This window comes from Micromonospora sp. BL1, from assembly GCF_003667485.1.
GTDB classification, from domain to species: domain Bacteria; phylum Actinomycetota; class Actinomycetes; order Mycobacteriales; family Micromonosporaceae; genus Micromonospora; species Micromonospora tulbaghiae.
The window spans coordinates 1-24,474 of sequence record NZ_RCVK01000165.1 but is presented as its reverse complement, the minus strand read 5'-3'; the positions used below and the strand labels follow the sequence as shown (position 1 = coordinate 24,474).

At 75.7% G+C, this 24,474-nt stretch carries 19 protein-coding genes; 11 read left to right on the top strand and 8 right to left on the bottom strand.

The genetic code is table 11. The features are described from left to right. The first annotated feature begins 11 nt into the window (after positions 1 to 11). The 3 genes from EAD96_RS06390 to EAD96_RS06380 are packed head-to-tail and all read left to right on the top strand — an operon-like array spanning position 12 to position 5,616. Complete coding sequence (locus EAD96_RS06390; RefSeq protein ID WP_121683598.1) at positions 12 to 2,420, top strand: beta-glucosidase; 2,409 nt, start codon at positions 12 to 14, stop codon at positions 2,418 to 2,420. Continuing rightward, on the top strand, positions 2,417 to 3,442 hold the full coding sequence (locus EAD96_RS06385) for a LacI family DNA-binding transcriptional regulator (RefSeq protein WP_120569927.1): 1,026 nt from the start codon (positions 2,417 to 2,419) through the stop codon (positions 3,440 to 3,442). Before EAD96_RS06390 ends, EAD96_RS06385 begins: the two co-directional genes overlap by 4 nt. Further along, positions 3,439 to 5,616 carry a glycoside hydrolase N-terminal domain-containing protein gene (locus EAD96_RS06380; protein WP_121683597.1) on the top strand — a complete coding sequence of 726 codons (2,178 nt, stop codon included), beginning with the start codon at positions 3,439 to 3,441 and terminating at the stop codon, positions 5,614 to 5,616. Before EAD96_RS06385 ends, EAD96_RS06380 begins: the two co-directional genes overlap by 4 nt. Here the strand turns inward: EAD96_RS06380 and EAD96_RS06375 are convergent. From EAD96_RS06375 to EAD96_RS06360, 4 genes are read right to left on the bottom strand one after another with little or no spacing between them, the layout of a single operon-like run. Next, positions 5,613 to 6,122, bottom strand: a complete 510-nt coding sequence (locus EAD96_RS06375) for an NUDIX domain-containing protein (RefSeq protein WP_121683596.1) — start codon at positions 6,120 to 6,122, stop codon at positions 5,613 to 5,615. The genes EAD96_RS06380 and EAD96_RS06375 overlap by 4 nt on opposite strands. A gap of 10 nt (positions 6,123 to 6,132) precedes the next feature. Further along, a complete protein-coding gene (locus tag EAD96_RS06370; protein ID WP_121683595.1) occupies positions 6,133 to 6,975 on the bottom strand; it encodes an SDR family oxidoreductase in 843 nt (280 codons plus the stop codon). After that, on the bottom strand, positions 6,972 to 8,279 hold the full coding sequence (locus EAD96_RS06365) for an NAD(P)/FAD-dependent oxidoreductase (RefSeq protein WP_121683594.1): 1,308 nt from the start codon (positions 8,277 to 8,279) through the stop codon (positions 6,972 to 6,974). Before EAD96_RS06365 ends, EAD96_RS06370 begins: the two co-directional genes overlap by 4 nt. A gap of 54 nt (positions 8,280 to 8,333) precedes the next feature. After that, positions 8,334 to 8,996, bottom strand: coding sequence for a TetR/AcrR family transcriptional regulator (locus tag EAD96_RS06360; protein ID WP_233585488.1), 663 nt, complete (start codon positions 8,994 to 8,996; stop codon positions 8,334 to 8,336). Between the two features lie 73 nt (positions 8,997 to 9,069). Here EAD96_RS06360 and EAD96_RS06355 point away from each other — a divergent pair, with 73 nt between their 5' ends. The 3 genes from EAD96_RS06355 to EAD96_RS06345 are packed head-to-tail and all read left to right on the top strand — an operon-like array spanning position 9,070 to position 12,279. After that, positions 9,070 to 10,422, top strand: coding sequence for an MFS transporter (locus EAD96_RS06355; protein ID WP_121683593.1), 1,353 nt, complete (start codon positions 9,070 to 9,072; stop codon positions 10,420 to 10,422). A 12-nt stretch (positions 10,423 to 10,434) separates the two neighbouring features. Continuing rightward, on the top strand, positions 10,435 to 11,628 hold the full coding sequence (locus tag EAD96_RS06350) for a hypothetical protein (protein ID WP_121683592.1): 1,194 nt from the start codon (positions 10,435 to 10,437) through the stop codon (positions 11,626 to 11,628). Between the two features lie 60 nt (positions 11,629 to 11,688). Further along, a complete protein-coding gene (locus tag EAD96_RS06345) occupies positions 11,689 to 12,279 on the top strand; it encodes a pyridoxamine 5'-phosphate oxidase family protein (RefSeq protein ID WP_120569933.1) in 591 nt (196 codons plus the stop codon). A 4-nt stretch (positions 12,280 to 12,283) separates the two neighbouring features. Here EAD96_RS06345 and EAD96_RS06340 read toward each other — a convergent pair whose 3' ends face one another. Then, positions 12,284 to 13,765 (bottom strand): peptide MFS transporter, encoded by a 1,482-nt coding sequence (locus tag EAD96_RS06340; protein ID WP_121683603.1) that lies wholly within the window; start codon positions 13,763 to 13,765, stop codon positions 12,284 to 12,286. Positions 13,766 to 13,990: 225 nt separating this feature from the next. Between EAD96_RS06340 and EAD96_RS06335 the strand changes: the two genes are divergently transcribed. Further along, entirely contained in the window at positions 13,991 to 14,332 is a 342-nt protein-coding gene (locus tag EAD96_RS06335; RefSeq protein WP_007070998.1) for an RNA polymerase-binding protein RbpA, read from the top strand. Positions 14,333 to 14,755: 423 nt separating this feature from the next. Here the strand turns inward: EAD96_RS06335 and EAD96_RS06330 are convergent, their stop codons facing one another. From EAD96_RS06330 to lnt, 3 genes are read right to left on the bottom strand one after another with little or no spacing between them, the layout of a single operon-like run. Continuing rightward, positions 14,756 to 15,295, bottom strand: a complete 540-nt coding sequence (locus tag EAD96_RS06330; protein ID WP_121683591.1) for an FxsA family protein — start codon at positions 15,293 to 15,295, stop codon at positions 14,756 to 14,758. Between the two features lie 53 nt (positions 15,296 to 15,348). Continuing rightward, on the bottom strand, positions 15,349 to 16,140 hold the full coding sequence (locus tag EAD96_RS06325) for a polyprenol monophosphomannose synthase (RefSeq protein ID WP_121683590.1): 792 nt from the start codon (positions 16,138 to 16,140) through the stop codon (positions 15,349 to 15,351). A 26-nt stretch (positions 16,141 to 16,166) separates the two neighbouring features. Next, complete coding sequence (gene lnt / locus EAD96_RS06320) at positions 16,167 to 17,771, bottom strand: apolipoprotein N-acyltransferase (RefSeq protein ID WP_121683589.1); 1,605 nt, start codon at positions 17,769 to 17,771, stop codon at positions 16,167 to 16,169. Positions 17,772 to 17,895: 124 nt separating this feature from the next. Between lnt and EAD96_RS06315 the strand changes: the two genes are divergently transcribed. From EAD96_RS06315 to EAD96_RS06300, 4 genes are all read left to right on the top strand, one after another. Continuing rightward, positions 17,896 to 19,200 (top strand): low temperature requirement protein A, encoded by a 1,305-nt coding sequence (locus EAD96_RS06315; RefSeq protein ID WP_233585486.1) that lies wholly within the window; start codon positions 17,896 to 17,898, stop codon positions 19,198 to 19,200. Between the two features lie 51 nt (positions 19,201 to 19,251). Further along, positions 19,252 to 22,362 carry a BTAD domain-containing putative transcriptional regulator gene (locus tag EAD96_RS06310; RefSeq protein ID WP_121683587.1) on the top strand — a complete coding sequence of 1,037 codons (3,111 nt, stop codon included), beginning with the start codon at positions 19,252 to 19,254 and terminating at the stop codon, positions 22,360 to 22,362. Between the two features lie 68 nt (positions 22,363 to 22,430). After that, the gene (locus EAD96_RS06305; RefSeq protein WP_121683602.1) at positions 22,431 to 23,405 is read left to right on the top strand and encodes an ATP-binding cassette domain-containing protein; all 975 of its coding nucleotides are present in this window, start codon (positions 22,431 to 22,433) and stop codon (positions 23,403 to 23,405) included. Positions 23,406 to 23,428: 23 nt separating this feature from the next. Then, the gene (locus EAD96_RS06300; RefSeq protein ID WP_233585484.1) at positions 23,429 to 24,184 is read left to right on the top strand and encodes an ABC transporter permease; all 756 of its coding nucleotides are present in this window, start codon (positions 23,429 to 23,431) and stop codon (positions 24,182 to 24,184) included. Positions 24,185 to 24,474 lie beyond the last annotated feature (290 nt).

Below are 24,474 nucleotides of genomic sequence, written 5' to 3'. Positions count from 1 at the left end.
AGGCGCCCGCCATGACCGACCCCGTCCCCCACCGTCTCGACGACCTGCTGGCCCGGCTCACGCTGCCGGAGAAGCTCGGCCTGCTGCACCAGTGGCAGGCGCCGGTGCCCCGGCTCGGCCTGCGCGCGTTCCGCACCGGCACCGAGGCGCTGCACGGCGTCGCGTGGCTCGGCACGGCCACCGTCTTCCCGCAGGCGATCGGCCTGGCCGCGAGCTGGAACCCGGACCTGATCCGGGCGGTCGGCGCCGCCGTCGGCGACGAGGTACGCGTCAAGCACCGGGCCGACCCCGACCGCGTCGGCCTCAACGTGTGGGCGCCGGTGGTCAACCCGCTGCGCGACCCCCGGTGGGGACGCAACGAGGAAGGCTGGTCCGAGGACCCGTGGCTGACCGGCCGGCTGGCCACCGCGTACGCGCTCGGGTTGCGCGGCGACCACCCGATCCGGCTGCGGACCGCACCGACGCTCAAGCACTTCCTCGGCTACAACAACGAGACCGACCGGGCCACCACCTCCAGCGACCTGCCGCCCCGGGTGCTGCACGAGTACGAGCTGCCGGCGTTCCGCGCGCCGCTGGCCGCCGGCGCGGCGGTGGCGGTGATGGCGTCGTACAACCTGGTCGGCGGCGTGCCGGCGCACCTCAGCTCGCTCATCGAGGGCGAGCTGCGCGGCTACGCCGACGACGACATCATGGTGGTCGGCGACGCCGGGGCGGTCGGCAACATCGCCGGCGTGCAGGAGTACCTGCCCGACCACGTGGCCGGGTTCGCCGCCGCGCTGCACGCCGGAATCGACAGCTTCACCGAGGACGACGAGGACAGCACCCCCACAGTGGAACGGCTCACCGAGGCGCTGGCCCGCGGGCTCGTCGACGTCTCCCACGTGGACCGGGCGGTGCGGCGGATCCTGTCCGTCCGGTCGCGGCTGGGCGACCTCGACCCCGATCCCCACGACGACGTGCCGCCGCACACGCTCGACAGCCTCGCCCACCGGGAACTCGCCCGCGAGGCCGCCCGCCAGTCGGTCGTGCTGCTGCGCAACGACGGCCTGCTGCCGCTGCGCCCCGGCACCCGCGTCGCCGTGCTCGGCCCGCTCGCCGACACCGTGCTCACCGACTGGTACAGCGGTACCCCGCCGTACACCATCAGCGCGTACGCCGGTCTGCTCGGACGCCTGCCCGAGGTGACCACCCACCCCGGCGCGGACCGGATCACGCTGCACGTCGGTGACCGGGCGGTACGCGACGACGGCGACGGCCCGCTGGCGCTCGGCGGCAGCCCGGCCGAGTTCGACGTGGTCGACTGGGGGCGCGACGTGGTGGCGCTACGTGCCGTCGGCACCGGCCGGTACGTCGGCGCCGACGACACCGGGGCCCTCGTGGCCGACCGCGACGGACCGGGCGGCTGGGTGGTACGCGAGACGTTCCGCCTGCACCACCGGCCCGACGGCACCGCGCTGCTGCACCACCTGGCCACCGGCCGGCACGTCGGCGTCGCACCGGACGGGCGGCTGAACGTCGCCACCGGCGACCCGGCCGTGTTCACAGTGACGCTGCTCGTGGACGGGGCCGCCGAGGCCGCCGCGCTGGCGGCCGCCGCCGACGTGGCGGTGGTGGTGCTCGGCAACCACCCGATGGTCAACGGCCGGGAGACCGAGGACCGGGCCGACCTGGCGCTGCCGACCGGCCAGGCGGAGCTGCTGCGGGCCGTGCACGCCGCGAACCCGCGTACCGTGCTGGCGCTGACCAGCAGCTACCCGTACGCGGCCGGCTGGGCGCAGGAGCACCTGCCGGCGGTGCTGTGGAGCGCCCACGGCGGCCAGGAACACGGCAACGGGCTGGCCGACGTGCTGCTCGGCGCCGCCGACCCGGGCGGGCGGCTCACCCAGACCTGGTACGCCGACGCCGCCGAACTGCCCGACCTGCTCGACTACGACGTCATCGGCGCCGACGCCACCTACCTCTACCACCGGGGCGAGCCGCTGTACCCGTTCGGGCACGGGCTCAGCTACGCCGAGTTCGACTACGCTGACCTCCGGTTGAGCACCGCCACGGCGCGCGCCGGCGAGGAGGTCGAGGTGAGCGTCGAGGTCACCAACACGGGCCGCCGCCCGGGCACCGAAGTCGTGCAGCTCTACACCCGGCAGCGGCGCTCCCGGGTCAAGCAGCCGCTGCGGCAGTTGCGCGACTTCGCCCGCGTCACGCTCGACCCGGGCTGCGCCGCCCGCGTCACGATGCGGCTGCGTACCGCCGAACTGACCTGGTGGGACGAGACCCGCGCCGCGATGGTGGTGGAGGACGCCGTCCACTCGGTGCTGGTCGGCCGGTCCGCGCGCGACATCCGGCTCGTCGGCGCGCTCACCGTCACCGGCGGCGACGCCACGGCCGAGCCGGCGGGCACCAGCTTCGGGACGGCCCGGTGACCGGCCGGACCCCTGGCGAGCAGGTCACCATCGCCGACGTGGCCCGCCACGCCGGGGTGGCCGCCAGCACCGTGTCGTACGTGCTCAGCGGCAAACGCACCATCTCGGCCACCACCCGCAGCCGGGTGCTCGCCAGCGTCCGCGCGCTCGGCTACCACCCGCACGCCGGGGCCCGCGCGCTCGCCAGCCGCAGGGCCAACGTGATCGCGCTGGTGCTGCCGCTGCGTACCGGCATGCAGGTGCCAGTGGTGATGCGCTTCGCCACCGCCGTGGTCACCACCGCCCGCCGCCACGACCACGACGTGCTGCTGGTCACCGCCGACGAGGGACCGGCCGGCCTGCACCGCATCGCCGGCAGCGCGCTCGTCGACGGCGTGCTGCTGATGGACGTGGAGCTGGAGGACTCCCGGGTGCCGCTGCTGCGCGAGCTGGCGCTACCCGGCGTCCTGATCGGGCACCCCGCCGACAGCACCGGACTGGCCTGCGTGGACCTCGACTTCCGGCGCGCCGGGGAGCTGTGCGTGGAACACCTGGCCGCCGCCGGGCACCGGCGCGTCGCGCTGCTCGGCGCGCCCGCCGCGGTCTACGACCGGGGCACCGGGTTCGCCCACCGCACCCGCGCCGGGGTACGCGCCGCCGCGCAGCGGCTCGGCGTCGACGCGGTGACCCGGCCATGCGAGGAGGGACCGGCGGCGGTACGCCGCGACCTGGAGGCGCTGCTCTCCGACCACCCGGACGTCACCGGGCTGGTGGTGCAGAACGAGTCGGCGGTCGGCCCGGTGCTCGCCACGTTGCCGCTGCTGGGCCGCCGGGTGCCCCGCGACGTGTCGGTCGTCGCGATCTGCCCGGACGAGCTGGCCGAACAGTCGGGGCTCACCTGCGTGCCGGTGCCCGCCGAGGAGGTCGGCCGGCAGGCGGTGGCGTTGCTGATGCGGCGCTTGAGCGGCGAGCCGGTGCCGGAGGTGACGTTGCTGGAACCGCACCTCACCGTGCGGGACACCAGCGCCGGGACCGGACGGTGACGGCGCACCGCATCCACGACATCGCGCCGGCCGACGCCTGGACCGACGCGTTCCTCACCGGCAACGGCGAGCTGGGCCTGATGGTCCCCGGACGGCCGCACGCGGAGCGGATCGTGGTGAACCACCACCGGCTCGTCCTGCCCAACGGCACCCGGCACGCCCGCGCGCCCGAGCTGGCCGGCCGGATGCCGCACATCCGCGCGCTGGTGCTCGCCGGGCGACGGGCCGAGGCGGCCCGGCTGCTCACCGGCGGCCGGGAGCTGGAGTGGACCCAGTCGTTCCACCCCGGGTTCGCGCTCACCGTCGACGCGCCGCCCGGACCGGTAGGCGGCTACCGGCGTGACACCGACTTCGCCACCGGGGAGGTGACCGTCGAGTGGCCGGGCGGGCGGCGGCGCTGCTTCGCGTCCCGCGCCGACGGTGTCGCGGTGCTCCACCTCGACCAGGGCGACTGCGTGGTCGGGGTGACGGGTGAGCTGCCCGGCAGACCGGCCGACGTGGTGTACGAGCAGGCCGCGTACCGCCGCGACGGGCTGGTGTTCCTGCGGGTACGCGCCCGCTACCCGGACGCCGGCGGGGCGTACGGGTTCGAGGGGCTGACGCTGCTGCGCGGCGACGTGAGCGTCGACGGCGACCGGGTGCGGGTACGCGGACCGGCGCTGCTCACCACGCTCGTCGACCGGCCCGACGCGCCGCCCTGGCGGACCCGGGCCTCGGAACGGCGGCTCGTCGCGCTCGCCGGGAACTACGAGGAGCTGCTGGCCCGGCACGTGCCCCGCCATCGCGGCCCGTACACCCGGGTCGGCCTGGACCTCGGCGTGCCCGCCGCCGACCGGGCGCTGCCAGTCGGTGAGCTGCTGGCCCGGCAGGCCGCCGCGCCGGACCGGCTGGACCCGGCGCTGCTGGAACGGCTGTTCCACTCCGGCCGGTATTTGCTGTTCAGCGCCAGCGGGGTGCTGCCGCCCCGGCTGACCGGGCTGTGGCTGGGTTCCTGGGACGCCGCGTGGGCCGGCGACTTCACCACCGATGCGAACCTGAACCTCCAGCTCGCGGGCGCGAACGTGGGCGCGCTGCCGGAAGTCACAGCGGCGCACGCCCGGCTGGTCGCCGCGCAGGTGGACCACTGGCGCGCCAACGCCCGCGCGGTGTACGGGGCACGCGGGCTGCTGGCGCCCAGCCGCACCGATGGCGAGCACGGGCACCTGTTCCACGTCCACCCGGAGTGGCCGTTCACCGCGTGGCTGGCCGGCGCGGACTGGCTGCTGCACCCGCTGCACGAGCACCACCTGGTCACCGGTGAGCCCCTGGGCGAGGTGGCCGACTGGCTGGCCGAGGTGGCGGACTTCTTCGCCGACGTGCTGACCGTCGTGGACGGACGACCGGCGCTGGTGCCCTCGTACTCGCCGGAGACCGGCCCGTACGACGACACCGGCCGGACCGCGCCCGTCGCGGTCAACGCCACCATGGACGTCGCCGCGGCCCGGCACGCGTTGCGGCTGGCCGCCGAGGTGACCGGCGCCGACCGGTGGGCCGGGGTGCGGGCGCCGGACTACCTGGTCGACGGGCGCGGCGCCCTCGCCGAGTGGGCGTGGCCCGGCAGCACCGGCGACGAGGACCACAGGCACGTCAGCCACCTGTATCCGGTGTGGCCGCTCGACGAGATCAACCCGGACGACACCCCGGAACTGGCCGCCGCCGCGCACCGGGCGCTGACGCTGCGCGGCGACGAGAACCGGGCGGCGCACGGCAGCCTGCACCGGGCGCTGGCGGCGGCCCGGCTGCGCGACGGCGAACTGCTCGCGGCGAACCTGCGCAAGATCCTCGGCGCGGACATGTTCTTCCGGTCGCTGATGAGCGCCCACAACCCGGGCCGGACCACGTACAACGCCGACGCCGCGCACGCGCTGCCGGCGGTGCTGATCGAGTCGCTGGTCCAGTCGCGCCCGGGGACGCTGCGGCTGCTGCCCGCGCCGCCGCCCGGCCTGCCCGCCGGCACGCTGCGCGGCATCACCTGCCGGGGCCGGGTCACCGTCGAGGAGCTGACCTGGGCGCCGGGCCGGGTGCGGGCGCGGCTGGTGTCCCCGGTGGCGCAGCGCGTGGTCGTGCACGCGCCGGGCGGCCACTGTGCGGTGGAGCTGACCCCGGACCGGCCGTGCGAGGTGGTGTTCGGCTAGATGTTGTCGGGCTGGTGCAGCGCCGGGTGGCTCTCCCCCGGAGCGGCGTACCAGGGCAGGGCGTCGTCGGTCAGCGCGGTGCCGATCCGCAGCCGCGCCCAGTCGTCCAGGTCCGGCAGCGCGTCCGGGGCGAACCAGGCCACCGCGAGCGACTCGTCGCCGTCGGCCGTCGGCGCTCCACCGATCGCCCGGCAGCGGAACCAGACATTCAGGTATTCGCAGGCGTCGCCGTTGGGGTAGACCACCGGATGGGTGGCGACACCTGCCAGCCGGTCGATCGTCACCGCCACGCCCGTCTCCTCGTGGACCTCCCGCACCAGGGCGTCGGCGGGCTGCTCGCCCGGGTCCACGGTGCCCGCCGGAACGGACCATCGGCCGTTGTCGCCCCGGCGGGCCAGCAGCACCCGCCCCGCGTCGTCGGTGACCACGCCGCTGACGCCGTACAGCATCAGCAGGTCGTGGCCGACGTGGCGGCGCAGCCGGGCGATGTAGGGCGAGACGGCCATGGCGAGCAGGCTACCGGCGGGCCTGCCCGTGCCGCCGGACCATGCCCTCGGCCAGCGCCGCGCCGTCCAGGTCACCGGCGGCCAGCCGCCCGGCGACGGTACGGCGCACCATCCGGTCGGCGAGCGCCGGAGCGTGCCGGGCCAGCGCCATCTCGATCCGGCCGCGCCGGGTGGTGGCCACGTCCCGTGGCGCGCGCCGGGCGGTGGCGGCGCGCAGGATCGCCGCGACCACGCCCTCGACCGGCTCCGGCCGCGACACCCCGCTCAGCGACAGCCCGGCCGCCACCGTGCTGTCGTGGATCGGGGAGGCGACCATGCTGGGGTAGACGACGCTGACGCCGACGTGCGTGCCGACCTCGTGGCGCAGCGCGTCGGCGTACGCGACGAGCGCCCGCTTGCTGACCCCGTACGCGGCGGCCAGCGGCAGCGGCAGCACGGCCATCCGGCTGGCCACGAAGATCACCCGGCCGCGGGCGGCCTCCAGGGCCGGCATGGCGGCGGCGGTGGTCCGCCAGGCGGCGAGCAGGTTCACCTCGATCTGGCGGCGGACCACCTCGTCCGGCGGCAGCTCGGCGGGCGCGGGGCCGCCCACACCGGCGTTGTTGATCAGCAGGTCCAGCCCGCCGAGCCGGTCGACGGCGGCGGCCACCGCCGGTGGCGTCGCGGCCGGGTCGGTCAGGTCGACGCCGAGCACCGGCGGTGTGGCGTCGGCGTCGGCGTGCAGGTCCAGCCCGACCACGTGCGCGCCGGCGGCGGTGAGCGCCGCGCCCAGGTGCTGCCCGAACGTGCCCCGGGCGCCGGTGACCAGCACCCGCCGCCCGGCCAGCCCGCTGGTCCGGCCCGGCGCGCTCATCGTGCCGCTCCGGCGCGGCGACGGCCGACGGCCAGTTCGCGGCCCAGCTCGGCCAGGTAGACGTCGAAGTCGACGCGCATGTGCGGGCGGCGCTGCCCCCACCGGGCGGTGGCGGCACGCAGCTCCTCGCGGCAGGCGGCGGCCTGCCGGGCCGGGTCCGGTGGCGCCCAGGTGCCGGCCAGGCGCGCGGCCACCAGCCGGGCCTGCGCCTCGACCAGGGGAAACGCCGCGCCGGTGGACTGCATGAGCCCGACGAACGCCAGCCCGGGCGCGTCCAGGTGGAACACGTGCCGGTACAGGGGCAGCCGGTCCGCGCCGTCGCCGAGCAGCGCCGGGTCGAGGAACGGCATCTCCACCCGGTAGCCGGTGCACCAGACGACCAGGTCGACCTCGTCGTGGCGGCCGTCGGTGAACTCGACCCGGTCCCCGTCGAAGCGGGCGATGCCGGGCCGGGCCTGGATGTCGCCGTGGGTGAGCCGGGACAGCAGCGCGTCGGACAGCGTCGGGTGGTCCTGGAGGAAGCCGTGCGCCGGTGCGGGCAGCCCGTACCGGGTGGGCGGCCCGACGGCGGTGGTGATCATGGTCTGGCTGATCCGCTGCCGCAACCGCCAGGGCAGCCGGCGGGCGAGCGCGCCGTTGAGCGTGTCCGACGGGCGGCCCAGCAGGTACTTGGGCACCACCCACACGCCGCGGCGCAGCGACAGCAGCGTGCGCGCGGCGGCGTACGAGGCGTCGACCGCGATGTCCATGGCGGAGTTGCCGCCGCCGACCACGAGCACCCGGCGCCCGGCGAGCTGCTCCGGGCCGCGGTAGTCGTGGCTGTGCATCTGCTCGGCCGTGCACTCACCCGGGTACGGCTCGGGTCGCTTCGGCACCCGGTTGTGCCCGTTGGCGACCACCACCGCCTCGACGTCGACCTCGACCGGGCCGTCCGGGCCGGTGGCGCGCACCCGCCAGCCGTCGGCGGCGCGGGTGACCCGCTCGACGGTGTGGCGCAGCCGTACCGCCTCGCGCAGCCCGAACCGGTCGGCGTAGTCGCCGAGGTAGCCGGCGACGCGGGTGTGGTCGGGGTAGTCGGGCCAGTCGGCCGGCATCGGGTGGTCGGCGAACTCGGTGCGCCCCTTGCTGGTGTTCAGGTGCAGCGTCCGGTACGCGGGCGAGCCGGGTGCGCCGTACACCCAGAGGCCGCCGAGCGTGTCGGCCGCCTCGAACGCGATCGCCGGAACACCGGCGTCGGCGAGCGCCTTGAGTGTGGCCAGCCCGGCGGCTCCGGCGCCGACGACGGCGACCCTCGGTACGGCCATGCCCGCCTCCTTAATCCAACGACCGATGGATAATCCCCGGAGCGGGGGCCGGCGTCAAGGGCGGGTGCCTCCCGGGCCGCCGACGTACAGCGCGTCGAGGAACCGGTGCACGAACGCCCGGAACTCGCGCCGCTCCCGCGCGCCCGAGCCGGTCCCGGCGGCCAGCGCCACCACGTGCCCGTGCACCGCCCAGACCAGGGAACGCACCGTCACGTGCGGGGTCGGCTCGGTCAGCGCGCCGGCCCCGGCCGCGGCCACCAGCAGCTCCTCGACCAGCCCGTACAGCGGCGCGGCGTAACGGCGGTCCAGCTCGCCGTGCCGCTGCGGCTCCAGCCAGCGGCGCAGCCACAGCGCCGTCGTCTCCGGCCGGTCCTCCAGGAAGTCGACGAACACGTCCACCAGGTCGTGCAGCGCCCGCAGCGCGTCGGGCGGCCCGGCCGACAGGGCCGCCCGGGCGCGTTCCCCGGCCGCCTCGATGACCTCCCGCTCGGCGCTGAACACCCGGGCGAAGCAGGCGTCGTAGAGCTGCGCCTTGGTGCCGGTGTGGTGCACGACGGTGGCCGCGTCCACGCCCGCGGCGGCGGCGACGTCGCGGACGCTCACCGCGTTGAAGCCCCGTTCGGCGAACAACGCGGTCGCGGCGGCGAGCACCAGGTCACGGGTCGGCCGCTGGTCGTCGCGGCGGGGCCGGCCCGGCCGGCGGCGAGGCATGGTCATCCGGCCATTGTTCCCCCTACAATCCAGCAACCGTTGGATTGGGGGCGGCGTGCCCCGAGGACAGGAGACCGCCATGACCGGGCTGGATCAGCGCTCCGACGCGGTCACCCTGCCGCGCGGCCCGCTCGTCGGGTTCGCCACCGGCTCGCTCGGCATGGGCGTCTGGGTCACCGTGCCCGGGCTGCTGCTGCTCTACTTCCTGACCGACGTGCTGGCGGTCGCGCCGTGGCTGGCCGGGCTCACCCTGCTGCTGCCGAAGATCGCCGACGTGCTGCTGCACCCGTGGATCGGGCACCGCTGCGACGTCGAGCAGGCCCGCCGGGGCCACCGCCGCCGGCTGCTGCTGGCCGGGTGCGTGCTGCCGCTGGCGTTCGCCGCGCTGTTCGCGGTGCCCGGCGACCTCACCGGCGCCGCCGCCGCGGGCTGGGTGGCGGTGTTCTTCGTCGCCGGCAACCTGCTGTTCGCCGCGTACCAGGTGCCCTACCTGGCGACCCCGGCGGACCTGCGGATCGGCTATCACGAGCGGACCCGGCTGATGGCGTTCCGGATGGTGGTGCTGACGCTCGGCATCCTGGTCTCCGGGCTGCTCGCGCCGCTGCTGGCCGGTGGCGACGACGCCACCCGCGACGGTTACCTGCGGATGGGCGTGGTGCTGGCGGCCGGCATGCTCGCCGCGATGCTCGTCGGCGTCGCCGGGATCGGCCGGTTGCGCCGCACCGCCGCCGACACGGCCCCGCCGCACGGCCTGGGCGGGTGGCGGGCGCTGGCGGCGAGCCTGCGCGACCGGCAGTTCCGCTGGCTGGTCGGCGCGTACCTGGCCATGTCCACCACCACCCACCTGGTGCTGGCCGGTGTGCCCTACTACGCCGAGTACGAGCTGGGCCGCCCCGGGCTCACCACGGTGCTGGTGGCCGCGTTCGTCGCGCCCGCGCTGCTGGTCACCCCCGCCTGGCTGGCGGTGGCACGGCGGATCGGCAAGCAACGAGCCCTGCTCGCCGGGCAGGTCGCGTTCGCCGCCGGGTCGCTGGTGCTGGCGGTCGGCCGTCCCGCCGGGCTGCCGGTGCTGGTCGCCGCCGTGGCGGTGCTCGGGGTGGCGTTCGCCGGCATGCAACTGCTGCCGTTCTCGATGCCTCCCGACGTGATCCGCGCGGCCGGCGGCACCGAGCGGGCCGGCACGTACACCGGGGTGTGGACCGCCACCGAGGCCACCGGCGCGGCGCTGGGCCCCTACGCGTACGCGCTGTGCCTCGCCGCCGGCGGGTTCGTGGCCTCGACCGCCGGGCAGAGCGTGACCCAGTCCCCGGCCGCGCTCGACGCGCTGCGCTACGGCTTCGGGCTGCTGCCCGCCGCCGTGATGGTGGTCGCGGTGCTGCTGCAACGCCGCTACACCCTCGACGGCGCGGCCCGGGCCGACGCCGCCGGATAGACTTCGCCCCCGATGGACGCCGAGCCCGCCACCGACATTCGCCCCTGCGCCCACTGCGGACGCGACGTGCCGCAACGCGCCGGCGCGGGCCGCCCGTTCCGCTACTGCCGGGACAACGACGGCGCCTGCCAGCGGGCCGCCCGCAACTCGCGGATGCGTCACCGCAACTCCCCCGGCCTGCCCGGGCAGGTGGCCCGCACCTGGGAGGCGGTGGACCGGCTCGACCAGATCGTGGAGACGCTCACCGAGGCGCTGCACGCCGAACTGTCACCGGCCGGTGTGGAACGCCAGCTCGCCGACCTGCGCGCGGAGACGTCCGCGCAGGTCGCGGCGGCGCACGCCGAACGCGACGAGGCCCGCCGCGAGGCCGAGGACGCCACCGCGGCGGCGGCCCGCGACCGGCAGCAGGCCCGCGCCGCGTACGCCGAACGCGACGCCGCCGCCGACCGCGCCGAGCGGGCACATGCCACCGCGTCCGCCGCCGCCGAACGGGCCACCGCCGCCGAGGACGCCCGCGACGCCGCACGCGCCGAGGCGGGCGCCGCGCAGGCGCTGCGGGTGCAGGCCGAACGCGACCGCGACGCCGCGCGGCACGAACTGCGCACGGTACGCACCGAACGCGACGCCGAACGCCGCCGGGCGGCCGAGCTGACCGCCGAACGGGACACCGCCCGGGCCGACGCCGAGCGGGCCACCCGCTCCGCCACCGAGGCCCTGGACCGGGCCGAACAGTCCCGCGCCGACGCCGACCGGGCGCGCGCCGACGCGCAGGCCGCCCAGGGGCGGGCCGCCGAGGCGCAACGCGCGGCCCGGGTCGCGACCGAGCAGGCCGACGCGCAGGCGGCCGCCGTCCGGCAGGCTCGGGCCGAGCGGGACCGCGCCGAGGCGGCACGTGTCGACACCGAGGCGGCACTGGAGCGCGTGCGCGCCGAGGCTGCCGCTTCGGTCGAGCGGGTCCGTGCGGACGTGGCCGCCGCGGTGGAGCAGGCTGCCGCTCGTACCGCCGAACGGGACGCGCTGGCCGCGGAGCTGGCCGAGGCGCGGCGGGCCGTGAGCGCCGCGGAGGCCCGGGCGGCCGAGCTGGCCGCGCGCACGGCCGTGATCGAGGCGGACCGGGACGCCGCGCAGCGCCGCGCCGGGCAGCTCGCCGACCAGGTCAGCGATCTGGCGACGGCGCTGGCGCGGCTGGGCACGCGGACCGGCTGAGGCGGCCACGGGCTGGGAACGGGGCAGCGCCACACCCCGGCCGGCGGCGAGGATCGGGGCATGGGAAAGACATACGAGCGCATCGACGGCCGACTGCGGGACTTCATCGAGGCGCAGCCGATGTTCTTCGTCGCCACCGCCCCGCTGTCCGGTGACGGCACCGTCAACCTCTCCCCGAAAGGGCTGCGCGGATGCCTGGCGGTGCTCGACGAGCACACGGTGGCATACCTCGACTTCGCCGGCAGCAACGCCGAGACCATCGCCCACCTGCGGGAGAACGGCCGGGTCACGCTGATGTGGTGCGCGTTCGCGGGCCCGCCCAACATCGTGCGGGTGCACGGGCGCGGCGAGCCGGTGTTCCGCGACGATCCGCGCTGGCCCGGCCTGCTGACCCACTTCCCCGACATCGACCCGGGTCCGCACGGGCTGCGGGCGGTCATCGTGGTGCACGCCGAGCTGATCCGCGACACCTGCGGCTACGCGGTGCCGTTCATGACCTACGACGCCGACCGTGACCTGCACGAGCGGCGGTTCGCCCGGGAGGACGACGCGTCGCTGAGCGCGTACTTCGCGGGCAAGGACCACGTGGCCACGAGCATCGACGGGCTGCCCGGCCTGCCGTTGCCGCTGCCGCCCACGCCGGCGGTGTGAGCGGTCAGTGGATGCCGGCCATCAGGTGCCGGATCTGGCGGGTGAACATCACCGCGGCCAGGCCCAGCACCACCGAGGCCAGCCCGAAGGTCAGGAAGTACACCGGCTGGGACCAGGTGTCGGCCAGCCGTGCCACCTGGCCGCCGACGGCGTCGCCGACGGCGGTGGCGAGGAACCACAGGCCCAGCATCTGACTGGCGTACTTGACCGGGGCGAGTTTCGTGGTGGCCGACAGGCCGACCGGGCTCAGAGACAGCTCACCGGCGACCTGGATCGCGTACACCGCGACGAGCCACAGCGGTGAGACCAGGTCGCCGCCGACGGCGGCCTGCGCGGCGGCGGCCATCAGCACGAACGACAGGCCGTTGAGCACCAGGCCGACGGCGAACTTCGTGGGCGTGGACACCCGGTGCCCGAGTTTGAGCCACAGCGCGGCGGCCAGCGGCGCGCCGATGATGATGAGGATCGGGTTCACCGACTGCAGCCAGGACGCCGGGAACGTGAACCCGCCCAGCGAGCGGTCGGTCCGGTCGGCGGCGAAGATGTTCAGCACCGACCCGGCCTGGTCGTAGATGAGCCAGAACGAGGCGGCGAACAGGAACAGCCACACGTACGCCTTCATCCGGCTGCGTTCGGTGCCGCTGATCTCCCGGTCGGTCAGGATCCGCGCGAAGTAGCCGACAGTCACCAGCACCGTCACCACGGTCAGCAGGTTGACCACCGTGTCGACGGTGAACCAGCCGGCCACCAGCAGCACCAGCAGGACGGCGAGCAGCACGACGGTCGCCACGCCGATGCGGGTCAGTGCGCGCCGCCGGTCGGCGCCGAGCAGCGGGTCCGCCGGGCGGGCGCCCGCGTCGCCGAGGTTGCGCCGGCCCAGCACGTACTGGAGCACGCCGAAGGTCATGCCGACCGCGGCGGCGCCGAACCCCAGATGCCAGTTGATCCTCTCACCGAGGAATCCGGTGATCAGCGGCGCGATGAACGCGCCCAGGTTGATGCCCATGTAGAAGATCGAGAACCCGGCGTCGCGCCGGGGTGAGTCGCGCTCGTACAGGTCACCGACCATGGTGGAGATGTTCGGTTTGAGCAGGCCGGTGCCGAGCACGATCAACGCCATGCCGGCGAACACGCTCCACCCGGTGGGGATCGCCATCACGTAGTGGCCGGCGGCGATCACCACGCCGCCCCACAGCACGCTGCGCCGCGCGCCGATCAGCCGGTCGGCGACCCAGCCGCCGGGCAGCGCCATCAGGTAGACCATGGCGTTGTACGTGCCGTACACGGCGTTCGCGCTTGACTCGCCGAGGTCCAGCCCGCCGTCGGCGACCGCCGCGGTCAGGTACAGCACGAGGATCGCCCGCATGCCGTAGAAGCTGAACCGCTCCCACATCTCGGTGAGGAAGAGCGTGGACAGCGCGCGCGGGTGACCGAAGAAGGTCTTCCCGGCTGGTGGTCGGGCCCCGACCGGCGCGTCACTGCTCATCGTCACCTCCGGCACGCAAACAGGTGGGTAACATCCCCGTTGACAGGCGAAACACTCCACCGATTCGGCCCGGCCGGGGACGACCCCGCCGGGCAGCTGTCATGGCCGGTTACCCTTGACACTCCCGACCCGCGTACGGCCCTGCCGCCGTGGGCCGGGGAATGGGCGAGCGGTGACCGGTCGTTACACCTGAAGACCAGCACCACGAACGAGGGGAAGTCGATCATGGGCGAGCGCATGCTGCGCGGTAGCCGACTGGGCGCGGTCAGCTACGAATCCGACCGCAACACGGAGCTCGCGCCGCGCCAGACCCGCGAGTACCTCTGCGCCAAGGGCCACCAGTTCGAGGTGCCGTTCGCCGTCGACGCCGAGGTCCCGACGACCTGGGAGTGCAAGTTCGACGGCAGCGTCGCCCGCCTGGTCGACGGCACCGAGCCGGAGCAGAAGAAGGCCAAGCCGCCGCGTACCCACTGGGACATGCTGCTGGAGCGGCGTTCGATCGCCGAGCTGGAGGACATCCTCGCCGAGCGGCTCCAGGAGGTCCGGACCCGCCGCGGTCGTGCCTGACCGTCCGTCACGCGCCGAAACGCCCCCGGGATCACCCGGGGGCGTTTCCGTTGCCCGGACCGTGCAGGGCCGGCCGCCACTTCGGGGAGGTCGCCGGATCCGCGTGCCAGATCGATGTCGGCCCGCCATTTCGGGGAGGTAGCGGTAACGCGCGTGCCTTGATGCCGTCACCTCCCCGAAGTGGTGTCGGATCATGAGGCGGGCGGGGAGGCCGTGGGCGGCTGATCCGGCGCGCCCGGCCGGTGAATGGGCTTCACCTCGGGGAGGTGGGTGTGTCCGGGCCGCCGTGATGCCACCACCTCGCCGAGCTGGCATCGATCACGCGAGCAGGCCACTCGGCACGGGCTCGTCGTGCCAAATCGAGGGCGGGCCGCCACCTCGGCGAAGTGGAGTTGATCAAGCCGATGGCGTGGCGGGCGCGCGTCAGCGGTCGACGATCTCGCCCTCGATGGCCTTGCCCGGGTCGGTGACCGGCTGCGGCGAGGGCGCAGGACCAGGCGACGGTGACGGTGCGGGCTCCGGGGCCGGCTGCGGCGCACCCCGGTACACGCGTACCCGGCGCGGCCCGAACAGGTCACCGGCGACCATCGACGACACCCGACGCTCGGTCGCCCGGCGCACCCCGCCACCGGCCAGCCGGCGCAGCGGCGGCACCAGCAACAGCAGGCCCACCACGCCGCTGACCAGGCCCGGCATCGCCAGCAGCAGCGCACCCAGCAGACCGACCAGCCCGTCGGTCACCTCCGGCCCCGGCGGGCGGCCCGCCTGGGCGGCGGCCCGGAAACTCCGCCACGCCCGCATGCCCTCGCGGCGCAGCAGCACCAGACCCAGCAGGGACGCCCCGAACACCAGCAGCACCGCCGCGCCGAACCCGACGGCCCGTCCGACCAGCACGAAAACGGTCAGCTCCAGCAGCGCGAGCAGCAGCAGGGCCGGTGGTACGTACTTCAGTCCTCGGCGCATCTCACCTCATCAGCCCGGGGTCATCACGCCCCTCAAGCATGACACGCCCTCGCTCAAGGCCAGCGCGCGAGCGCATCCGGGCGGGCGGACACGGTCGCCAGGCGGTCCCGCACCCCCCAGCGGGTGACCCGCCACAGCGCCTCGGCCACGATCAGCGGGCTCATCTTGCTGTCGCCGTGTTCCCGCTCGGCGAACGTGATCGGCACCTCCACGATCCGCACCCCGGCGCGGTGCGCCAGCCGCGACAGCTCCACCTGGAACGCGTACCCCTGGGAACGCACCGAGTCCAGGTCGATCGCGTCCAGCGCGCTCGACCGGTACACCCGGTACCCGCCGGTGGCGTCGCTGACCGGCATGCCCAGCGCCAGCCGCGCGTACAGGTTGCCCACCCGGGACAGCAGCAGCCGCCGCCACGGCCAGTTCAGCACCCGCGCGCCGCGGGTCCACCGGGAGCCGATCACCACGTCGGCGTCGCGGGCGGCGTGCAGCAGCGCCGGCAGGTCCTCCGGGGCGTGCGAGCCGTCGGCGTCCATCTCCACCACGGCGTCGTAGCCGTGGGCGCGGGCCCAGGCGAAACCGGCCAGGTAGGCCGCGCCGAGCCCTTCCTTGCCCTCCCGGTGCAGCACGTGCACCCGCGGGTCGTTCCCGGCGAGCGTGTCGGCGATCGCGCCGGTGCCGTCGGGGCTGTTGTCGTCGGCGACGAGGACGTCCACCGCCGGCGCCGCCGCGCGTACCCGGGCGACGATGCGCCCGACGTTGTCGGCCTCGTTGTAGGTGGGGATGACCACCAGGACCCGCCCCACCCCGGGATGGCCGACCGTCCGCCTGCCGGCTGCCACGCCCACCGTCGCACCGCCTCCCGCTCGTCGGCTCAGCCGGGAGCGACCTCCCGGCGGCGGCGCAGCACGGCCGCGCCGGCCAGGGCCGCGACCGCCAGCGCCGTCAGCGCCACCTCCGGCCACACCCCGGCCGTGGTCGCCGGGGTACGCCCGTCGCCGAGCTCCATCTGCCGCACCACCACCGCGGCGGTGTTGAACCCGGTCGCACCGTCTACCCGCCCGTCCGGGGAAACGAACCCGGACACCCCGACCGTGGAGGCCATCAACGCGGCCCGGCCGTGCTCCACCGCCCGCAGCCGCACCATGGCCAACTGCTGGCGGGCCTCGGCCACGTCGAACGTGGCGTTGTTCGTCTGCACCACCAGCAGCTGCGCGCCGCCGGTGACGGTGTCCCGGACGATGCCGTCGTAGGCGACCTCGAAGCAGATCACGTCGCCGAGGACCGCCGGGCCGGCGTCCAGCACGCCGGGACGGTCACCGGGTACGAAATCGGACCGGACCCGGTCGACCTGGGAGCTGATCTTGCGGGCGACGGAGCGCAGGGGCACGTACTCGGCGAACGGCACGGGATGCCGTTTCGTGTACACCTGGTCCAGGTCGGCGCCGCTGCCCGGCCGCCACAGCAGCCCCGCGTTGCGCACCTGCCCCGGCCCGGGCCCGACCAGCACCGCGCCGACCAGGATCGGCGCGCCGATCGCGTCGGCGGCCTGGGAGATGCGCTCCCCCGCGCCCGGGTTGCGTAGCGGGTCGATGTCGCTGGAGTTCTCCGGCCACACCACCACGTCGGGCCGCTCCTGGCCGCCCTCGGCGACCCGCCGCGCCAGGTCCAGCGTCGCGTCGACGTGGTTGTTCAGCACCGCCTGCCGCTGGGCGTTGAAGTCCAGCCCGAGGCGTGGCACGTTGCCCTGCACGATCGCGACGGTGACGGTGTCGCCCGCGCCGCGTACCCCGGCCGGCACGGCCGTGCCCGCGGCGAGCAGCGCCACCAGCGCGGCGGTCAGCCCGGCGACCGGCCGCCACTGCCCGGGCGCACGCCGCCAGTCCCGCCACGCGGCGGTGACCAGCAGCCCACCGGCGACCGCGACGGCGAACGTGACCAGCGGGGCGCCGCCGAGCGCGGCCAGCTTCAGCAGCGGCGACGTGTCCTGGCTGAACGCCAGCCGCCCCCACGGGAACCCGCCGAACGGGGTGCGGTCACGCAGCGCCTCCTGCCCCACCCACAGCACGCCGGTGAGCAGCGGCCACGCCGCCCGGTGCCGGTCGGCGAGCGGCGACACCCAGGCGGTGGCGGCGCCCAGCAGCGCCAGGTAGGCGGCCTGAAGCAGCGACAGCAGCGCCCACGGCAGGTAGCCGGTGTGCAGGTTCGTCCACTCCAGCAGCGGCGCGAACAACGCCAGCCCGGTCAGGAAGCCCAGCCCGGCGCCGGCGCGCAGCCGCCGCCGGTGCACGGCGGCGGCCAGCAACGCCACGCCGACCGGCGCCAGCGGCCACCACCCGTACGGCGGGAAAGCCAGCAGCAGCGCCACCCCGGCGAGCACGGCGGCCGGCACGGCCAGCGTCAGCGGCAGGGGACGCGCGCCGCCGTCGCCGGGTGCCCCGTCGGTGGCACGCGGCTGTTCCCGGTCCAGCGTCGTCACCGGCTTCTTCCCACGATCACGGGCCGAAGGCTACCCGCCCGTACCGGTCGTCGGCCCGCGCCCCTGCGCCGCCGATCGGACAACTGCGCCCGGCGGGCGGAGCCCCGCTGTCATGCTCGGCAGCATGAGCGCTGAGCGGGGACGGGGCCGCATCCTGCCGACCGCGCCCGGCTCCCGCGTCACCCGGGTCGAGTTGTTCTACGACCTCGTGTTCGTGTTCGTGTTCCTGAACGTCACCAACGTGCTCTCCGAAACCCTGAGCGGCAGGTCGTTGCTGGCCGGGCTGTTGCTGCTGTTGCTGCTGTGGTGGTGCTGGGTGTCCTTCGCCGCCCTGGGCAACGTCGTCCGCACCGACCAAGGGGTGATGCCGCTTGTCGGCGCGGTGACTGTGGCAGCCCTGTTCGTCCTGACCCTGGCCATGCCGGCGGCGTTCGCCGACGAGCCGGCGCAGCGGCATTCCGGGCCACCCGCCCCGGTCCTGTTCGCCTGCTGCTATCTGGTCATCCGGGCGGCCCAGGTGCTGGTGTTCCTCAGCCGCAGCAGCCACCGCGGACGAACCGCCGTGCGCCTCGGCCTGCCGCCGCTGATCAGCGTGGCGTTGATCCTCGCCACCGCGGCCCTGCCCGAGTCGCCCCGGCAGACGTGGCAGGCGTGGCTGCCGCTGGCGCTGTGGCTGGCCGCGTTCTGCATCGAGTACACCTCCGGGGGCCTCGCCCCCAGCACCGGGCTGACAGTCGTGTCCGCCGCCCACTGGGCGGAGCGGTACGCCCTGATCCTGCTCATCGCGCTCGGCGAGTCGATCATTTCGCTCGGGCTGGGGCCGAAGTTGAGCGCCGGTCTGCCGGCCACGTGGCCGGTGATCGTGGCGTCGGTGCTCGGCGTCACCATCATCGCGGCGCTGTGGTGGCTGTACTTCGACAGCCTGGCGCCCGCGCTGGAGCAGCGCCTGCATCGCACCCGCGACGTGCGCGCGCGGGCAGCGCTCGCCCGCGACGCCTACGCCTACCTGCATCTGCCGCTGATCACCGGGATCATCCTGTTCGCCCTCGGCCTCAAGCGTTACCTCGCTGTCATCTCCCACCCGCACGGTGATCCCTGGCGGGCACACGCCGCCGCTCTGGACAACCGGGTGCTGTTCGCCGGGCTGGTCATCTACCTGTCGGGGCTGCTGGCGCTGGGGGTGCGCGCGACGCACCGGGTTTCGCCGGTACCCACCGCCGTGGTGGTCGCGATGGCTGTGGGACTGCCGTGGGCCGGCCGGCTGCCGGCGGTGGCCGCGCTGGCGATTGTGGCGGTGGCCGGCGTCTCGATGGTCCTGCTGGGCCTACGGTCGACCGACCCGTGGCGAAGTCAGGTGCGCCGGACCGCGTTGGACGAGCAGGTCGCCGCCGAACAGGAGCAGTCCGAATGGCGCCGGCACCATCTGTGACCGGCGGGTGGGGAGTGTGGGCGTCACCGGCGACAGGCGACAATCGGGCGCATGCGGTTCGGTGTGCTCGGCGCGACCCAGGCGTACGCGGCCGACGGCAGCGTGCTGCCCGTCGCCGGCGGGCGGCTGCGCGCGCTGCTGGTGCTGCTGCTGCTCGACGCCGGCCGCACCGTGGCACCGCAGCGCCTCGTCGACGGCGTGTACGGCGACCGGCCACCCGAACAGGCCGCGAACGCGCTGCAGTCGCAGGTGTCGCGGCTGCGGCGGCTGCTGCCGGACGCGCACATCGAGTTCGGTCCGGCCGGCTACCGGCTGGCCGTGGACCCGCAGCGCGTCGACGTGCACCGCTTCACCGGCCTGGCGGCGGCCGGGCGGGCGGCGCTCACCGCCGGTGATCCGGCCGGCGCGGTGGTGCTGCTGCGCGACGCGCTCGGCCTGTGGCGCGGCGAACCCCTCGCGGACGTGACCGGCGCGCCGTTCGCCGACGCCGAGGCGGCCCGGCTGCGGGACGCGCGGCTGGCCGCGGTCGAGGACCGCGTCGAGGCGGAGCTGGCGCTGGCGCCGGCCGGCGCGCCGCTGATCGCCGAGCTGCGGGACCTGGTGGCGGCGCATCCGCTGCGGGAACGGCTGCACGGGCTGCTGATGCGGGCCCTGCACGGAGCCGGCCGCCGCGCCGAGGCGCTTGCCGTCTACGCCGACGCGCGCCGGGTGCTGGCCGAGGAACTGGGCACCGACCCGTCGGCGGAGCTGGTCGCGCTGCACACGGCGCTGCTGCGTGACGACGCCGTCCCGCCCGCCCGGCTGCCCAGCCCGCTCACCAGCTTCGTCGGCCGGGAACCGGAACTGCGGCGGGTCCACGACCTGCTCGGCGCGGCGCGGCTGGTCACCCTGCACGGCCCGGGCGGCGCCGGCAAGACCCGGCTGGCCACCACCGTCGCGTCCGGCCACGACGGGCCGGTGTGCCTGGTGGAGCTGGCCGCCGTGGCAGCCGGGGCGCCGGTCGCGCCGGCCGTGCTGGCCGCGCTGGACCTGCGCGACGCCGGCCTGCGCACACCCGGCGGCCCGGCCGACCTCACCGACCGGCTGGTCGCCGCGCTGGCCGACCGGCGGCTGCTGCTGGTGCTGGACAACTGCGAGCACGTCGTCGACGACGCGGCCCGGCTGACCGGCCGGCTGCTCGCCGCCGCGCCCGGGTTGCGGGTGCTCGCCACCAGCCGGGAACCGCTGGGCCTCACCGGCGAGGCGCTGTGCCCGGTCGGTGGGCTCCCCGCCCCGGACGGGCCCGCCACGCCGCAGACGGCAGCCGCGTACCCGGCGGTGCGGCTGTTCACCGACCGGGCCGCCGACGTGTCGCCCGGGTTCGCCCTCGACGCCGCCACCACCCCGGCGGTGCTGCGGATCTGCCGTACCCTCGACGGGCTGCCGCTGGCCCTGGAGCTGGCCGCGGCGCGGCTGCGGGCCCTGCCGGTGACGCAGGTCGCGGCGCGTCTGGACGACCGGTTCCGGCTGCTGCGCCGCGGTGACCGCACCGCGGCGCCCCGGCACCGCACGCTGGAGGCGGTCGTGGGGTGGAGCTGGGACCTGCTCGACGTCCCGGAGCGGCGCCTGGCCGCCCGGATGAGCGTGTTCGCCGGCGCCGCCGACCTGGCCGCGGTGCAGGCGGTGTGCGCGCCGGACGCCGAGGACGTCGTGGACGTGCTCACCGGACTGGTGGACAAGTCGCTGGTGGAGGCCACCGGCGGGCGCTACCGGATGCTGGAGACGATCCGCGAGTTCGCGGCGGCCCGGCTCGCCGAGCACGGCGAGACCGGGCGGGTGCGGGACGCGCACGCCGCGTACTTCCTGGATCTGGCGCTGGCCGGCGACGCGGGCCTGCGCGGCGGCGGCCAGGACCGGTGGCTGCGCCGCCTGGACGCCGCGCGCGACGACCTGCACGCGGCGCTGCGGCACGCGGACACCGCCACCGGGTTGCGGCTGGTCGCGGCGCTGGCGTTCTACTGGTGGCTGCGGGGCCTGCGCGGGGAGGGCGCGGCGCTGGCCCGGCGGCTGGTCGACCGGCTCGACGGCCCGCCCGGCGACCTGGCCGAGGAGTACGCGCTGGGTCTGCTGGTCGCCACGCTCGCCGGCGGCGGCGAGCGCAGCGAGGTGGACACCGCGTCGCGGATCCTGTGGACCCTGGCCCGGCCGCCCCGGCATCCGTTCCTGCTGTACCTGTCCGGCATGGCCAGCGGCCCTCCGTCACCGCAGGACGCGGCGGCGCTGCACGAGCAGGCCGTCCAGGACCGGCTGCTCGGCACCGACCCGTGGAGCCGGGCGCTGGGCCTGCTGGGCACGGCGATGGTCAGCCTGCTGCACGCCCGTCACGAGCAGGCCCGCGCCGAGCTGGACGCCGCGCTGGCCGGCTTCCGGGCCCTCGAAGACCGCTGGGGCATGATCGTGACGCTGTCCACCCGCGCCGAGGCCGCCTACCGCACCGGTGACGTCGCGTCGGCGGCCGCGCCGATGGCGGAGGCGCTGGACCTGGCCGAACAGCTCGGCTCCACCCTGGACCTGGCGGAGCTGCTGCGTACCCGCGCCGACGGGCGGCTGGTCGCCGGTGACCTGGCCGGCGCGGCCGAGGACTACCGGCGGGTGCGGCGCATCGCCGGGCCGGCCGGCGCGCCGGAGCTGGTTGCCGCGGCGGATCTGGGGCTCGGCGAGATCGCCCGCCGCGACGGCGACCCGCAGCGGGCGCGGGCGCTGTGCGAACGGGCGGTCGCGCAGTGCCCGTCGGGCTGGTTCGGCGCCGAGGTGGTGCGACTGGCGGCGCTGGTGACGCTCGGGCAGCTCGCCGACGCCGCCGGCGACCCGGCGACCGCCCGCGCGCACTACCGGCAGGTCCTCACCGCCGACGCCGGGGTGTGGGACGCGCCGGTGGTGGCCGCGGCGGCCGACGGGCTGGCCGGGCCGCTGCTGCGCGACGGCGACCACGAGGCGGCGGCCCGCCTGCTGGGCGCGGCGGCGGCGCTGCTGGCCGGCACCGGCGCGGCCGACGCCCCGGCCGGCACACCGACCGCCGCCACGCTGCGGGAACGCCTGGGCCAGGCGGCGTTCGCCACCGCGTACGCCGGCGGCGCGAACCTGCCCCGGCAGCGGGCGCTGGCGCTGCTCGACGGCCGCTGACCGGCCCGTCGCCGCCCGGTGCGCGCGCGGTACGCGCCCGGTCAGCGCCACCGGTGACGCTGACCGGCATGACCGACGACACGACGGCCGTGCTGGCCGACGGGATCCGAAAAACGTACGGCCGCACCACCGCCCTGGACGGCTTCGACCTGGCCGTGCCGGCCGGCACCGTGTACGGGGTGCTCGGCCCCAACGGGGCGGGCAAGACCACCGCGGTGCGGATCCTCACCACGCTGCTGCGTTTCGACGCCGGCCGGGCCAGGGTGGCCGGGTACGACGTCGCCTCCGACCCGGACCGGGTCCGCGCCGCGATCAGCCTGACCGGCCAGTACGCGGCCGTCGACGAGGTGCTCAGCGGACGGCAGAACCTGGTGCTGTTCGCCCGGCTGCGCCGCCTGTCCGCGCGCCGGGCCCGCCGCCGCGCCGAGGAACTGCTGGACCGGTTCGGCCTGACCGAGGCCGCCGACCGGTCGGCCGGCACCTACTCCGGTGGGATGCGCCGCCGCCTGGACCTGGCGGCCAGCCTGGTGGTGCCGCCGCGGGTGCTGTTCCTCGACGAGCCGACCACCGGCCTGGACCCGCGCAGCCGCAACGGCCTGTGGACGGCGGTGCGGGAACTGGTCGACGACGGCACCACCGTGCTGCTGACCACCCAGTACCTGCAGGAGGCCGACCACCTCGCCGACCGGGTCTGCGTCATCGACACCGGCCGGGTCGTGGCCGAGGGCACCCCGGAGCGGCTGAAGGCCCGCATCGGCGCGGACCGGCTGGAGCTGGTGGTCCACGACGCGGCGGACGTGCCCGCGGCGGCAGCCGTCGTGGAACGCGCCACCGGCGCGACCGCGACGGTGGACACCGACCTGCGGCGTGTGGACGCGCCGGTGGCCGACCGGATCGCGGTGCTCACCGCCGTGCTGCGGGCCCTCGACGACGCCGGGATCGCCGTGGAGGACGTCCTGGTCCGCCGGCCCACGCTCGACGAGGCGTTCCTGCGGCTCACCGGCGCCCACGCCGACACGCAGCGGGTGGGGGTGGCGTTGTGAGGGCGCTGACCGACGGATGGCTGATGGCCGGGCGGAACATGCGGCACGTGGTCCGCGCACCGGAGGAGATCATCCTCTACTTCAGCCTGCCGATCATGTTCGTGCTGGTGTTCGGTTACGTGTTCGGCAGCGGCATGTCCGTGCCGGGCGACGGCAGCTACCGGGAGTTCCTGCTGCCGGGCGTGTTCGTCATGACGATGCTCTACGGCCTCGGCGCGACCGCGTCGGCGATCGCGGTGGACGCCGGCCGGGGTGTGGTGGACCGGTTCCGGTCGCTGCCGATGGCCCGCTCGGCGCTGCTGTCCGGCCGCGCCGGCGCCGACCTGGTACGGGCGTGCCTGGAGATGACCACGCTGGTGGTGTGCGGGCTGTTGGTGGGCTGGCAGTGGCGCGAGGGCGTCGGCCCGGCGCTGGCGGCGGTGGCGCTGATCCTGCTGCTGCGCGTCGCGATGACCTGGGTGGGCATCCTGTTCGGGCTGCTCGTGCCGAACCCGGACACGGTCGCGGTGGTGGTGTTCCCGCTGGCGTTCCCGCTGACCGCCCTGTCCAACGTGTTCCTCGCGCCGGAGCTGATGCCGGACTGGCTGGGCGCGATCGCCGCGTGGAACCCGCTGTCGGCCACCGTGGCGGCGGCCCGGGACCTGTTCGGCAACCCGGGCCTGGGCGGGGACTCGTGGCCGGCCCGGCACGCGCTGGAACTGGCTGTCGCCTGGCCGCTGGCGCTGATCGCGGTGGCCGCCCCGGCGGCGGTGCGCCGCTACCGGCGGCTGGGCCGCTGAGAGGGCTCGGCCGCTGACACGGGGAACATCGGGGGGATGAAATCGGGGCGCGGCCGAAGCCGCGCCCCGATGCTCCCAGGCCCTTCCCGGCCGGTGGGGCGAAGACGATCAGCGCCGACCTTCGGACCGACCCGACGTGGACTGGCTGCCCCCGCCTGGCCGTTGTCTACTGGCCGTGCCTCTCACCCTGCCCGTACACCGGTAACCGCGACCGGAAGGTTGCGGCGGCCAGGTCCAGCGGGCGGGGGTCGGCGGGGCGGCGCGAACCGGTCGCGGTTACCGGTGTACGG

What these genes read in the sequence shown, in the direction of transcription:
- EAD96_RS06390 (WP_121683598.1), top strand. Translation starts at nt 12, where the DNA reads ATGACCGACCCCGTCCCCCACCGTCTCGACGACCTGCTGGCCCGGCTC.
- EAD96_RS06375 (WP_121683596.1), bottom strand. Translation starts at nt 6,122, where the DNA reads ATGGCCGTCTCGCCCTACATCGCCCGGCTGCGCCGCCACGTCGGCCAC.
- EAD96_RS06370 (WP_121683595.1), bottom strand. Translation starts at nt 6,975, where the DNA reads ATGAGCGCGCCGGGCCGGACCAGCGGGCTGGCCGGGCGGCGGGTGCTG.
- EAD96_RS06365 (WP_121683594.1), bottom strand. Translation starts at nt 8,279, where the DNA reads ATGGCCGTACCGAGGGTCGCCGTCGTCGGCGCCGGAGCCGCCGGGCTG.
- EAD96_RS06360 (WP_233585488.1), bottom strand. Translation starts at nt 8,996, where the DNA reads ATGACCATGCCTCGCCGCCGGCCGGGCCGGCCCCGCCGCGACGACCAG.
- EAD96_RS06355 (WP_121683593.1), top strand. Translation starts at nt 9,070, where the DNA reads ATGACCGGGCTGGATCAGCGCTCCGACGCGGTCACCCTGCCGCGCGGC.
- EAD96_RS06350 (WP_121683592.1), top strand. Translation starts at nt 10,435, where the DNA reads ATGGACGCCGAGCCCGCCACCGACATTCGCCCCTGCGCCCACTGCGGA.
- EAD96_RS06345 (WP_120569933.1), top strand. Translation starts at nt 11,689, where the DNA reads ATGGGAAAGACATACGAGCGCATCGACGGCCGACTGCGGGACTTCATC.
- EAD96_RS06340 (WP_121683603.1), bottom strand. Translation starts at nt 13,765, where the DNA reads ATGAGCAGTGACGCGCCGGTCGGGGCCCGACCACCAGCCGGGAAGACC.
- EAD96_RS06335 (WP_007070998.1), top strand. Translation starts at nt 13,991, where the DNA reads ATGGGCGAGCGCATGCTGCGCGGTAGCCGACTGGGCGCGGTCAGCTAC.
- EAD96_RS06330 (WP_121683591.1), bottom strand. Translation starts at nt 15,295, where the DNA reads ATGCGCCGAGGACTGAAGTACGTACCACCGGCCCTGCTGCTGCTCGCG.
- EAD96_RS06315 (WP_233585486.1), top strand. Translation starts at nt 17,896, where the DNA reads ATGAGCGCTGAGCGGGGACGGGGCCGCATCCTGCCGACCGCGCCCGGC.
- EAD96_RS06310 (WP_121683587.1), top strand. Translation starts at nt 19,252, where the DNA reads ATGCGGTTCGGTGTGCTCGGCGCGACCCAGGCGTACGCGGCCGACGGC.
- EAD96_RS06305 (WP_121683602.1), top strand. Translation starts at nt 22,431, where the DNA reads ATGACCGACGACACGACGGCCGTGCTGGCCGACGGGATCCGAAAAACG.
- EAD96_RS06300 (WP_233585484.1), top strand. Translation starts at nt 23,429, where the DNA reads ATGGCCGGGCGGAACATGCGGCACGTGGTCCGCGCACCGGAGGAGATC.